This is a genomic window from Guyparkeria sp. SCN-R1, assembly GCF_003932495.1.
Lineage (GTDB): Bacteria > Pseudomonadota > Gammaproteobacteria > Halothiobacillales > Halothiobacillaceae > Guyparkeria.
Genome location: NZ_QZMT01000020.1, coordinates 19,841 through 32,557, shown reverse-complemented (window position 1 = coordinate 32,557; position 12,717 = coordinate 19,841). Strand labels below are relative to the sequence as shown.

9 protein-coding genes are annotated in these 12,717 nt (G+C 59.5%); 5 read left to right on the top strand and 4 right to left on the bottom strand.

From position 1 onward, the window contains the following. Nucleotides 1-220: 220 nt before the first annotated feature. Nucleotides 221-1,258, top strand: coding sequence for a homocysteine S-methyltransferase family protein (locus D5687_RS09865; protein ID WP_125199608.1), 1,038 nt, complete (start codon nt 221-223; stop codon nt 1,256-1,258). A gap of 91 nt (nt 1,259-1,349) precedes the next feature. Here D5687_RS09865 and hmpA read toward each other — a convergent pair whose 3' ends face one another. Further along, the gene (gene hmpA / locus D5687_RS09860) at nt 1,350-2,522 is read right to left on the bottom strand and encodes an NO-inducible flavohemoprotein (RefSeq protein ID WP_125199607.1); all 1,173 of its coding nucleotides are present in this window, start codon (nt 2,520-2,522) and stop codon (nt 1,350-1,352) included. Nucleotides 2,523-2,729: 207 nt separating this feature from the next. Here hmpA and norR point away from each other — a divergent pair, with 207 nt between their 5' ends. The 4 genes from norR to D5687_RS09840 all read left to right on the top strand — a co-directional run bounded on the left by norR (nt 2,730) and on the right by D5687_RS09840 (nt 7,746). Then, entirely contained in the window at nt 2,730-4,301 is a 1,572-nt protein-coding gene (norR, locus tag D5687_RS09855) for a nitric oxide reductase transcriptional regulator NorR (RefSeq protein ID WP_204742182.1), read from the top strand. A gap of 612 nt (nt 4,302-4,913) precedes the next feature. After that, entirely contained in the window at nt 4,914-5,234 is a 321-nt protein-coding gene (fdxA, locus tag D5687_RS09850) for a ferredoxin FdxA (RefSeq protein ID WP_125199606.1), read from the top strand. Nucleotides 5,235-5,438: 204 nt separating this feature from the next. After that, nucleotides 5,439-5,762, top strand: a complete 324-nt coding sequence (locus D5687_RS09845) for a rhodanese-like domain-containing protein (protein ID WP_125199605.1) — start codon at nt 5,439-5,441, stop codon at nt 5,760-5,762. A gap of 187 nt (nt 5,763-5,949) precedes the next feature. Continuing rightward, entirely contained in the window at nt 5,950-7,746 is a 1,797-nt protein-coding gene (locus D5687_RS09840) for a YdiU family protein (RefSeq protein WP_204742181.1), read from the top strand. A gap of 138 nt (nt 7,747-7,884) precedes the next feature. On the opposite strand, the gene D5687_RS09835 is transcribed toward D5687_RS09840, so the two are convergent. From D5687_RS09835 to D5687_RS09825, 3 genes are all read right to left on the bottom strand, one after another. Then, a complete protein-coding gene (locus D5687_RS09835; RefSeq protein WP_125199604.1) occupies nt 7,885-9,687 on the bottom strand; it encodes a DUF262 domain-containing protein in 1,803 nt (600 codons plus the stop codon). Between the two features lie 82 nt (nt 9,688-9,769). Beyond that, nucleotides 9,770-11,137: a restriction endonuclease subunit S gene (locus D5687_RS09830; protein WP_125199603.1), complete on the bottom strand. Its 1,368-nt coding sequence runs from the start codon at nt 11,135-11,137 to the stop codon at nt 9,770-9,772. After that, nucleotides 11,134-12,696, bottom strand: coding sequence for an N-6 DNA methylase (locus D5687_RS09825; protein WP_125199602.1), 1,563 nt, complete (start codon nt 12,694-12,696; stop codon nt 11,134-11,136). The genes D5687_RS09830 and D5687_RS09825 overlap by 4 nt, the downstream gene beginning before the upstream one ends. Between the last annotated feature and the right edge of the window lie 21 nt (nt 12,697-12,717).

The window sequence follows — 12,717 nt, the reverse complement described above, 5'->3', positions numbered from 1 at the left end:
CCGGTCTGTCTCACTCTCATGCAAAGGTAAGATCAACCATTTAATCCGCTTACCCAAAAAAGATAGCTGGGCTTATGTTAGCCGCCCTCGCCACCGAAATCGCGTTGAAGTCATGGACTTCGAGCGGATGGATACTCGCGCAGCACGACCGACTCTGGCGACAGATCACCGCCAAACTTGCAGATGAGCTAATCGATAGCCCGAGCAACCGCCACGTCTGGTGCACGCAACGGACCAACCGTTTGCCTGCACGGCAGCGATCCCAGCCGCAACCACGTTGTCTGCCACAATGACAGGGATACACAAACCCACCCGGGATGGCATGGCAATGACGTACCAAGCGCTGCAAAAAGGCGAGGTCAGGCTGCTTGACGGTGCCACCGGCACCGAGCTGGAAAAACGTGGCGTCCCCATGAGCGCGGGCGCGTGGAGTGGCCCGGCTTCTCTCGAACACGGCGAGATCCTGGAACAGATCCACCGGGACTACATCGCTGCCGGTGCCGACATCATCACGGCAAACACCTACGCCACCTCGCGCACCCTGCTTGAACTCGACGGCCTTGGCGACCAGTTCGAGGAGATCAACCGGGCATCGGTCCGTGCCGCACTGCGGGCAAGGGAGCGCTGCAACCGGCCGGATGTCATGGTCGCCGGGTCGTTGTCACATCGGGGACCGATCGCCGAGGCATCGGCACGGCCGGACACGAATGCGGCCATCGGCCTCGACGAGATGGCTCGCGCGCTCCGCGAACAAGCCTTGCTCCTTCGCGACGAGGGTTGCGACCTGCTCCTCCTGGAGATGATGTACGACCCGGCCCGAATGCCGCTCGTGTTCGAAGCGGCCGCCCAGACCGGCCTGCCCGTCTGGGCCGGATTCTCCGCCCGGCGCGGCGAGAACGGGCAGCTCCTCGGGTTCGGCCCAAGCGAGGATGTCCCATTCGCGAAAATCATCTCGATCCTGCACGACTGGGAAGTCGACGCGGCGGGCATCATGCACACGCCAGCGAATCTGGTCTCCGATGCCCTGGAAATCCTGCGCGCGACGTTCGACGGTCCGCTCATGGCCTACCCGGACTCGGGGTATTTCAAATCCCCTCATTGGCAGTTCGAGGACGTGATCGAGCCCCCCGAACTGCGCCGGTATGCCGAAACATGGATCGACGAAGGCGCGCAGGTCCTGGGTGGCTGTTGCGGCCTGTCACCCGAGCACATAGCGGCGCTCGCGCCATTGAAGAGAGCGCCCCTCGCGGGCGGGTGATGGATTCCGACACCCAGCCCTCACCGGCGCAACAAAAAAACCCGGAACGACGATGGTTCCGGGTTTGAGACAGTGCTTCGTGTGACGCGTGTCAGGCCGCCTGGAGTGGCTGTGACGGGCCGAAGTACTCATAGTGGCGTCGATCTTCGGGCACACCCAAATCGGCCAAGGCGTTCTCGACTGCACTCATGAATGGCGCCGGCCCCACGAAGTAGCAACGGGTCTCGCTGCCGGGTAGATAGCGGGCGAGCAAATCCCGATCGATGCGGCCGGCGTGATCACCGCCGCCACCCTGGTCGTAGATCGTGACCGTCTGCAACTGCTCGGGATGCCCTTCCCGCAAAGAGGCGATTTCCTCGGCAAAGGCATGATGGTCCGCATCGATGGCGGCATGGATGTAGACCACCTTGCGCCCATCGGCCAGGGCCTGCCGTGCCAGCGGCAGCATCGGTGTCTGACCCACTCCACCGCTGACGAGCAGCAAGGGCTCGCTGCCCTTCTGCAGCGTGAGGTCGCCCGCCGGCGGCAGCAGCTCGAGCGTGTCTCCGACGGTCATTGCATCATGCAGGTGACGGCTGGCGGTGCCATTGGGGTCACGCTTGACGGAGATGCGGTAATAGCGGCCGTTGGGCTCCTCCGACAGGCTGTAGTGCCGGTAGACCGGCTCGCCATCGATCGTCAGCCGAACGCCGATGAACTGCCCCGGCTGGAAGTCGGCCACGGCTCCGCCATCCTCGGGCTCAAGCACGAACGAGCGAATGACCGCACTCTCCTGATTGGTTGCGGCAATGCGAAACCGGCGTGTCCCGCGCCAGCCACCAGGCTTGCCGGCAAAGGCCGCGTAGTGCGCATCTTCCTGCTCGATCAGGAAATCGGCGAGTTCCCAGTAAAGCGCACCCCAGGCATCCGCAATCTCGGGGGTGATCGCTTCTCCCAGCACGTCGCCAATCGCCGCCATCAGGCACTCGCCGACAATCGGGTACTGGTCGGCACGGATGCCAAGAGAGACATGCTTGCTGACCACCACGGCCATCTTGTCGCCCACCAGTTCCGGGTGCTTGCGCATCTGCACGTAGGCGACCACGGCCGCGGCCAGGGCGCGGGGTTGTTGGCCGCTCTTCTGATTGGCTTCGTTGAACAGCGGCTTGACGTCCGGGTAACGCTGGAACATCAACGGGTAAAACCGTTTCGTGATCTCGTCGATGTGTTCGGCCACCACCGGGGCGGTGGCCTCGATCAGGCTTTCTTGGTCTTTCGTCAACATGGTCTAGCTCCTGGTCGGATTGAATCGTCTACCCCTTCACTGAGCAAGCAGCGTGCCTACCCCCACTGATCGACGCACAATCCTCGAAAGTGGCGCCACTACGCCATTTCTCCCGTTCGTCCCCGTCATGCAGCCAATCGAATCAATGTTTTTTCGACATCGAACAGCAATGTTCCCATGACACGGTCGCTGTTAAGATAACAATCCATGATGACCGAATTCCTGCACTCCCTGCGTGAGCTCCTTGCCCGACTGGCCGATGGCGACGATGACCAGGCCCTGAGCCAACACTGGCAGTCGATACTGCAGGCGCTGGTCGGGGACTATCCCGCCGACGCCAGCACCCTGATGGTGATGGACGATGGCATCCTGCGCCCCGTGGCCGTTCTCGGCCTCAACGACGAGGTTCGCGGGCGGGAATTCACACTGGACGAACACCCCCGGCTTGCCGCCATCGCCGCCCATCCGGGCGTCTGCCGCTTCCCGCCGGACACCGACCTTCCCGACCCGTTCGACGGCCTGCTGGACGAGCAGCTCAGCCACGTGCACGACTGCGTCGGCGTGGCATTGAAGGACGATCGTCGCCTGACGGGCATCCTGACGCTCGACGCGCTCGGCCCCGGCGATCTGGACAACCTCAACGAGAGCGAGCTTCAGGCGGCCGCCGAACTCCTGGCCACCTGTCTGCGCGTGGCGAAACGGCTCAGCGCCACCCGCTCGATGCTCAGCGAAGCGCTGGATGACGGCCACCACCAGCCCTCCCTGCATGAATGGGGCAGTCCGGTCATGCGCGAGCTGATGGGCTCGGTGAAGCTGGTGGCCCCCACGGACATGAACGTCCTGCTGACCGGCGAGACCGGGGTGGGCAAGGAGCACGTCGTTCGCGCCCTGCATGATCGATCCCAGCGCCGAAATGGGCCCCTGGTGCATGTCAATTGCGCCGCCCTGCCCGAGAGCCTGATCGAGAGCGCCCTATTCGGCCACCGCCGTGGCGCCTTTTCCGGCGCCATGAACGACCACCGCGGACACTTCGCCATGGCGGACGGCGGCACCCTAATGCTCGACGAGGTCGGCGAATTGCCGTTGTCGCTGCAACCCAAGCTGTTGCGCGTCCTACAGGAAGGCGAGATTCAACCGCTGGGAAGCGAGCGGGTGCAGCCCGTGGATGTGCGCGTCGTCGCCGTGACCAACCGTGATCTGATCACCGAGGTAAAGGCCGGACGCTTTCGCGAGGATCTCTATCATCGGCTGGGTGTTTTCCCGCTACGGGTGCCACCCCTGCGTGAACGGATTGAGGACATCCCGCTACTGGCTGGGCACTTTCTCGAGGAAAACCGCATTCGCCTGGGCGTGGCCAACCTGCGACTGGAACCAGAGGCCGAACGGGCCCTGCTGCAATGGGACTGGCCAGGCAACGTCCGCGAGCTCGAGCACGTGCTTGCCCGGGGCGCACTGCGCGCACTGGGCGAGGCCGATGCCTTCTCTGCGGAAGAACAGCGTCGCGCCGTGATTCGCGTCCACGCACGCCACCTGGACCTGTCACGCGAACGCTCGGCAAGCGACTCAAAACCCGTCGACACCCGACCCTCAGCCGACCATCCTCCGGAAACACGCAGCCTGCGCGAGGCCACCAACGCGTTTCAGCGCGACATCGTTCTGCGCACCCTTTCAGCGCAGAATGGCAACTGGGCCGCCACGGCACGCCAGCTCGACATGGACCCCGGCAACCTGCACCGCATGGCCACAAGGCTCGGCATCAAACCCGGACAGGGCAGTTGAGATCGGTCTCAAAGCCCCGCATTCGGGGCCATCATCCCGTGGGGACGGGGCGTTCTCTGGACTGCTTTCGAAAAGCGGAAACGTTGAAGACTGGGACGTATCTCGCGCATCTCCGAGGCACCGCCTTCAAACAACCGTGCCGCGCATGATTGGCCAGCCCGCCATCAGTTCGCAGATCCTGGGTGGCCGTCGCGGCCTATTTCCTGAGCACATCGCGGCCCTGGCACCACTCAAGCGAGGGCGGACGCCTGAAAACGGATGAATCCACACGCCAAAGCGTGCCACCACTCCGTTTGCAAAAGGTAAGACCTTGTTTATGCTCGCGGTAGTCGCATTAGCTCGATCGGGCGACGAAGCCGCCATGACCCCTTCATTGAGCAAGCTCGACACCCACGCGAACAGCCGATCGCCGCGGCGCCCCTTCGGCAAGCGACAGAACCGATCCAACCGCCAGCCTTAGAGACGGGCTCCACGAAATGGCCAACGTCTCGGCGGGCGTCGGGTCGATTGGGAAATACCAAGTGATAAACTCGGGCTTTCTGCCCCCGGGACCGTGCATGGGGCAGCGCCCCCAGCCATTGCCCTTGAATTGAAGCGCTCGAGGAGAAACGAATGACGTACGTCGTGACCGAGAACTGCATCAAGTGCAAATACACGGACTGCGTCTCCGTGTGTCCCGTCGATGCCTTTTGCGAGGGGCCCGAGATGCTGGTGATCGACCCGGAGATCTGCATCGATTGCGACGTCTGTGTCGCCGAATGCCCGGCCGGGGCGATCTTCGACGAACACGACGTACCCGAAGACCAGACCGATTTCATCGAACTCAACAGCCGGCTGGCCGAACAATGGCCCACGATCTCGGAGATGAAAGACCCGCCGGCCGACGCCGAGGAATGGGACGGCGTACCCGGCAAGCGCTCCTATCTGGAGTAAGCGCTTTACCGATACGCCCGTTCGGCGCTTTGGGTTCGCCATGGCGGGGAGTGACTGACTTGTCCGCCCCTTGGCGTGGGCGTGCTCGGATCGAATCAGCACCTTCCCCGGCAAACGGGCTCGCTGGCCACCGTTTCTCTTCAAATTTCGCACCAGGGTTGCCGAAGGGACACGACGACCCATCGATAAACCGGGGTAGAACCCATGCAAAACATGAAGGCAAAAGAGTTGGCCGCCTGGCTCAACGACGAAACCCGTCCCAGCCCCCTGCTACTCGATGTACGAGAGCCATGGGAGTACCAGACCTGTCATATCGACGGCTCACGGATGATGCCGATGAACACCGTTCCGGCAAATGTCGCGCATTTGGACAAGCACAAGCCAATCGTCTGCATTTGCCATCATGGCATGCGCAGCATGCAGGTTGCCCGGTTCCTGGAACAGCAGGGATTCACCGACGTGATCAACCTCACCGGCGGCGTCGATGCCTGGGCAGAGGAAGTCGATAGCAGCATGCCCACGTATTGACGGTTCCGGTGACGAGAGAAAACCGCAACATCCTCCGGTGTTGATCATCTCCTGGCTCGACTTGTCACTCGGAATGGCAACACGCGACGAGTGCCGACATCACCCCGCCTGGCCGGTCAAAAACAGCGATACGCCAACTCGCCCCACGTAACCGACCGTTCGACACCAGGCGCACCCGGGAATACGCATGACCCCAAAACAGACCCAACAAGAGAACCAGGAAGACTTGCCCGAAAAGCACTCAGCCATCTCCAGTCTCGAGGAGCTCGCCGGCGTCGTCGACTACTCCCTGATGAGAACGCTCAAAGGCGATCCGGATGCGACGACCAATGGCATCGACCACTCACCAAGACAGGTCTTTTCCGGGCATTACGTCCCGGTCAAGCCGACCCCGATCGAAAACCCGGAATACGTCGCGCATGGTCGGGCGCTTTTCCGTGACCTCGGCTTCGACGACAGCCTGGCCCAGTCCGAGGAGTTCATCCGCCTGTTTTCCGGTGACCTGAGCGTCGTGCCCGAGACGATGAGCCGTGTCGGTTGGGCCAGTGGCTACGCCCTTTCCATCTATGGCACGGAGTTCGACCGCCAGTGCCCGTTTCAAACCGGCAATGGCTACGGCGACGGTCGGGCCATTTCCGTGCTCGAGGTCGTGACACGGGGAAAACGATGGGAGATGCAACTGAAAGGCGCCGGTCGCACGCCCTATTGCCGGGGCGCGGATGGCCGGGCGGTCCTGCGCTCCAGCGTTCGCGAATTCCTCGCCCAGGAGCACATGCACGCCCTCGGAATACCCACATCGCGGTCACTAAGCCTGTACGTATCCAAGACCGAAACGGTCGATCGGCCCTGGTACTCGGAGGGCAGCGAGGCCATGAACCCCGACACCCTGGTTCGGGAACCGGTGGCCATCTCCACCCGGGTGGCGCCCTCCTTCATCCGGGTCGGCCAGCTCGAACTGTTCAGCCGCCGCGTCCGCAAGCAGGCTCACCCGGGCGCCAAGGAAGAACTGGAAGCACTCGTTTTGCACCTGATTGACCGGGAATACGCCGAGGACGTCGATCGAGAAGCGAGGCTTGGCGAACAGCTCATCTCGCTTGCGCACGCGTTCCGAGACCGGCTCACATCGCTGGTTGCCGACTGGATTCGGGTGGGCTATTGCCAGGGCAACTTCAACAGTGACAACTGCGCGGCCGGCGGCTTTACGCTCGACTACGGCCCGTTCGGATTTTGCGAGGTCTTCGATCTGTACTTTCAACCCTGGACGGGCGGCGGGCGTCATTTTTGTTTTTCCAACCAGCCCGCCGCCGCGGAACGCAATTTCCGCACGTTCTGCTCCACATTGTGCCCCCTGCTGGACGACGATCCGGAAGCGATCGCGCAACTGGACGCAATTGAAGACGACTTTGCCAAGGTAATGGGCGAAAAGTTGGAACGGATGTGGGCCAGCAAACTGGGCCTGGCGTCGGTCGACGGCGAGTTGTTTGTCGAACTGCAAACGTTGATGACCACGACCCCGGTGGATTACACCCTCTTCTTCCGTGAGCTTTCGGCCGTTCCCGACAGCATCGAGCCACTCAAGAAGAGCTTTTATTCCGATCTCGATTCCAAGGGCGTTTCAGGCAAGCCGTCTGCACAGAACACCCACGCCACCGACCAGCGCTGGTCCCAGTGGCTGGCCAAGTGGCGATCGCTAGTCGGTGTCGACGACAACACCAAGTCGGCAACCGAACTGGCCCGAACTCGCGACGACATCTCTAAGGCCATGAAACGGGTCAACCCGAAGTACACGTTGAGAGAGTGGTTCCTCGTGCCGGCCTACCAACAGGCAGCCGCCGGCGATTATTCGGCAATCCGGGAACTGCAGGAGGTGATGAACCAGCCATACGCCGAGCAATCCAAAGCGGTGGAAGAAAAATACTACCGACTCAAGCCGTCATCTTTGTTCCACGTCGGTGGTGTTTCCCATTACAGCTGCTCGTCCTGACTTGATCGTCTGAGAGAGGCAGTCAAGCGGAGAAGCGACTTCGCCGGCTTCCCTCCTCTAGTGTCCGATCAGTACCATTTCACCCGGCTAGCGCGTGTCTAGAAAATCGGGGCGATTCAGCAGAATCCTTTGGCGCTATCAGAGCGCCTGGTAGTAATCACGCAAACGTTTGGCCATCAATTTACGTCGTTCACTCAGGAAGTCCTCGTACTCCAACGGTCCGCCATCCATGACCAACGTGGGCACGGCATTCTCAATCAGGTTGTCGCGCAGTTCATCGCGATCCACGATGCCGCCATAAACGGGCATTCCATTCTCGCATTGCTCTAACACGGTGCCCATATACTGTTCAGGCGGTAACGCCCCCACCGCGATATTGATTTCTTGCTGCGTGTAAACGAAATTGGCGACTTGGTTGTATTCGGATCGCTTGAGGCCGAATTCCCGCTTGAGGTGTTCCCTAGGAAACAGGTGGTGCACATCGCCGCGGTGTTCCAGCATAGCCCGCACCGTGATGTCCTTGGACAGGAACCCGCGCACATTGTCCTTGGCCTGTGAGGCAAGGAAGGTCTTGAAGGCGGAGTGGTTCCCGTTTGATGTGGTCAGGTCCTGGACCAGACCAACATTCCAGAAGGCGTCGGATAGCTCCGCCTCTTCGGTGGCCCGAAGATATGCACCAAACCCTCGTTGATCGATGGCGCGAATATCTTGCTCAAAGCGCGTCTCCCCCTGCGTGGAATAGCGGGAGGTCAGGACCGAAAGAACAAACCAGCGCCGTACATACCGTTCGACGTCGCCTGACGAGTAGCCATCGGATCGCAGCTTCAAGTACAGGGCATAGGCGAAATTCAGCGGCGCCTGACGGTTACGCAGCAGCGAGCTGTCCACGAACCCGGCCGATTTGATGATCATCAGGAAACGTTTGAAATTCGTCTCCTTCATAAACTCCATCACGCCGGTGCGTAACGTGGCGAACGACGATTCGGCGATCGAGGCCTCATAGCTACGCGTTTCGAAATTGCGACCCGAGAGTAGCCCCACCAGGTCAGCCAGCTTGCCCCGCGCAAATTGCGAGGCGAATGCCACCCGCAGCATATCGCTATAGCTGGGGTCATATAAATCATCGTTCTCATTGCGCAGCCAACGCATCGCCTGGAAGTATTCGGTCCGGGCAAACGCCTCATCGTTGCCCTCCACATGAGCAAAGAACTCAGGCGCCACCGCCAGGTGGCAGAAGTAGTCGATGGCCTTGCGCAACTCGTTGCCGCCGTATTCCGTATTGGCAGCAATCTTCGACATGACAAAGTCCGCCTGGCTGAGCGTCACACCCTCCCGGTTGATACGGATAAAAATCTCCGTGACCGTTTCAATATCCAGGTCGGCCGCCAGTTCGATCATGCCGATCTGCTTTCTCGTGATACCGGTCAGCTGACTGAACACCCGCTCCAGCAGGTCTTCATCCATCTCGGGATTCGCCGCCGTATATTCCCGGATCAGCTTCAGCAGGCTGATATCGCCCTGCATGACCGGTACGATGTCGGGAATCCAGGCCTTGTTCTTTTCGATCGCCGGGTTGGTGACCTCGAAGCGCTCTTCCTGAGGGTTGAAGGCGATTCGAATACGAACAGAGCGGTATTCCTTGTTCACAACCGTCTGCCCCACCAGCGCCGCACTCAAAGCCGTGATGCGTTGCTGTCCATCGATGAGCACCTTCTTGCCCTCGGCGACCGAGCCGTCCTTGAGACGAACGTTCGGGTTTTTCCAGACGATGATGTACCCGACGGGATAGCCCTTGTATAGGCTATCGAGCAGATCGCGTACCTGGGTCGCATCCCAGACAAACGGGCGCTGGATCTCGGGAATCGCAATCTCTCCGGACTTGACCCATGCCATCAGGGTCTCGATCAAATGCTGATTGACCGAATATTTCTGAGAGCTCACAACCGACCTCCTTGTCTTTAGACCCGCATTTGGATCAAGTTAATGAATCATGATGCGTATGCAGCACTGCCCCGGACGCGCCTCACGCAGAAGCCTTGCGCCGCCCACGCCGGGTCCTCGGTGCATTGGCACGTTCTTCACGGATCCGTGTCAGCAAGGCCTCGGCGGAATTCTCGCCCGTGATTAGTTCGGGATGCTGCACGCGCCACTCGGCAGTCAGCTCACCGCGGAAGGCCTGGGCGAGTATCGATTGGGTCAGCTGGTTAACTCGTGCCTGGGCCGCCTGGACGCTCCGTTCGATCTGATCGGCAAACGCAAAGAGTTGGTCGACGCGGCGAACGATTTCGGTTTGCTCTGCACTTGTAGGCAACCTTATGCCCATCTTTTTCATCGAGCCAACATTAAAATGCTGCTGGGCAACACCCACTCGGTTTGAACCAACATGCGCCTTTCCCGCCTCGGAGTTCATGAAAATTGCCCCAAAGTACGGATTTAGTGAAGGACCAGGTCGCACAATTACCAAATCCGAGCAGTTCGCAATAGGTAATGAGTTTGGTATCACACAAGTCGTCCCGGGGGCTCCCGACCGAACAACAGCCAGATCCCCAGGACGCAGACTGGACTTACTGATTTTCTTGTGAAATTCTTCTGATATGAATAACAGATTATCGGGAGAGTATCGAAATTCCCTCACGTTTTGCGAACGTAAAAACGGAACCCCATGATCCTGGTACTGATCTGACATTTTGCCGACATAACCGACAGTAATTAAATCGCTTATTTTTGAAAAATCAGTTTCGCTCCACTCAGAAAAATCGACCCCATTATGAGTTCGCCAATCTTCCGTCAACCGCCCACTTACAGCGGCGGCAAGGATGGATTGGCGGAAGCGTTTGAGGATGGCGGGGATGGCGTCAAGGCGAGCCTTGGTGGTGTTCACCTGCGCTAGCAGTTCGTCTAGTTTGACGACAATTAGTTTTTGCTCGGCGATCGGCGGGACCAAGGTCTCGATATTTTGCAGTTTTTTTGCATTGACATTCTGCAGAGCGTTCCCAGCCGCGCTCGCCGCCAGTTGGGACCAATAGCTCCCGGACTCCAGGAAACGCTTTACGTAATTTGCATCCATCAAGATTGGATTAAACCTAATTAAGTAGGAAGCAAACACTGCTTTTACCGGCGGGTCTTCAATTAGGGAGCTAAAACCTATCGACCCTGCACGAGATATAACGATATCTCCATGATGGAGCTGATATTTCAATACGTCGGCCGGTGGTTCAAAGCAGTACGGAACGGCGCCCCAGTCAATCGGCCCTTTAGTGATATCCGTAGTTCTTAAAAACTGAACCTCGCCTGCGTCACTCGCTTTTGTTGTGTACCCATATTGAGGTTTAGTACAAATATCCCCTAGTAGGGCGGTGCACCAAGCAGCAGGAATGCCGTCAATACTCACTTAGCTTCCCCCTCTAGTCCCAACGCCTCCACCAGCAACTCCCGCTGAGCGAAAGCTTCATCACCTTCGCCCAACGTTTGCATCAAGCTATCCAACTCACGCAGCGCCTCGGTCAGCTCCGCCATCGCCTCCCCCGCCAGCACACCCGGCTCCGGCAGGTTGGCTACATCCACACTGTCCTCATCCTTGAGCCAGGCAATATCGAGCGAGTCGCCCTTCTGGCTCTCGATCCAGTCACGGGAGAAACACCGCCAGCGCCCGTTTTCGACCGTGCGATCAATCTCATCATCTAGCCATGGCCAATCCCCTTCGGTCCGCTCCGCCGTGCCATCGGCGCGATCACCATAGGCGCGTTCGAATGGCACCAGATGATCATCGGTGAACGGGGTACGCTTGCCGAAGCTAGGCATATTGGTGCGCAGGTCGTAGACCCAAACGTTTTCGGTGCAGTGCTCCTCCTGCTGGGGGTTGGCTGCGGTGCCACGGGTGAAGAACAGCACATTGGTCTTAACGCCCTGCGCGTAGAAGATGCCGGTAGGCAGGCGGAGGATGGTGTGCAGGTTGCACTTGTGCATCAAGTCACGGCGGATGTCCGTACCCACCCCCGCCTCGAACAACACATTGTCCGGCACCACTACTGCGGCCCGACCACCGGGCTTAAGGCTGCGGTAGATGTGCTGCATGAAGGCGAGCTGCTTGTTGCTGGTCTTGAAAGTAAAGTCGTCCCGCGTTGGGCCACCGCCACCCTTGGCGGTGCCGAACGGCGGATTGGTGAGGATTACGTCCGCCTTTGGAAGCTGGGCGCCTGGGAGACCGAGCGTGTTCCCCAGATGGACCACGCCTTCATCGTCCCCTTCCATGCCATGCAACATGCAATTCATCAACGCGAGGCGACGGGTATTGGGCACCAACTCCATGCCGATAAATGCTTTTTCACGTTGAAACGCCTGCCTCTTTTCATTGAGGTCGTAGAGTTCGTCAGTATTGCCCTTGATATAAGCATCAGCGGCTACCAGGAACCCGGCCGTGCCGGCCGCCGGATCCTGAACGAGCTCGCCTGGTTGTGGCTGGATGCAGCGGATGATGCTGTCAATTAATGGCCGCGGCGTGAAGTACTGTCCGGCACCGGACTTGGTCTCATTAGCGTTTTTTTCCAGCAGACCTTCGTAGAGGTCGCCCAGCCCATCGCGCTGAGCACTGAACCAGTCGAGCTGATCAATGTTCTTGATCAGTTGCTCGAGATGACGCGGTTCGCGCAAACGGGTTTGCACATCAGAGAAAATGGCAGAAATCAATCGATCCTTGCTTTGCGAAAGGTCGAGGAGAATCTGCCGATACGTGTTGAGTAGCACAATGCCGGATTTATCTCGGATATCTGGCCACCGGCACCCTTCAGGCAATTTATGGCGAGCCAGGATGCCGGCCTCGGTGTTTTCGAACTCCATCTTGAGGAATAGAAGCAATACCAATTCGGTGACGTAGTCTGAATAGTTGATGCCGTCATCTTTCAGGATGTCGCACTGGGCCCAGAGCTTCTGGACGATGTTGTTATTACCCATGTTTGTTCAGTTGTTCTCTCT

Bases quoted from the DNA above. Each gene is read 5' to 3' on its own strand.
- D5687_RS09840 (WP_204742181.1), top strand. From the start codon at position 5,950: ATGACCCCAAAACAGACCCAACAAGAGAACCAGGAAGACTTGCCCGAA.
- D5687_RS09845 (WP_125199605.1), top strand. From the start codon at position 5,439: ATGCAAAACATGAAGGCAAAAGAGTTGGCCGCCTGGCTCAACGACGAA.
- D5687_RS09825 (WP_125199602.1), bottom strand. From the start codon at position 12,696: ATGGGTAATAACAACATCGTCCAGAAGCTCTGGGCCCAGTGCGACATC.
- norR (WP_204742182.1), top strand. From the start codon at position 2,730: ATGATGACCGAATTCCTGCACTCCCTGCGTGAGCTCCTTGCCCGACTG.
- fdxA (WP_125199606.1), top strand. From the start codon at position 4,914: ATGACGTACGTCGTGACCGAGAACTGCATCAAGTGCAAATACACGGAC.
- hmpA (WP_125199607.1), bottom strand. From the start codon at position 2,522: ATGTTGACGAAAGACCAAGAAAGCCTGATCGAGGCCACCGCCCCGGTG.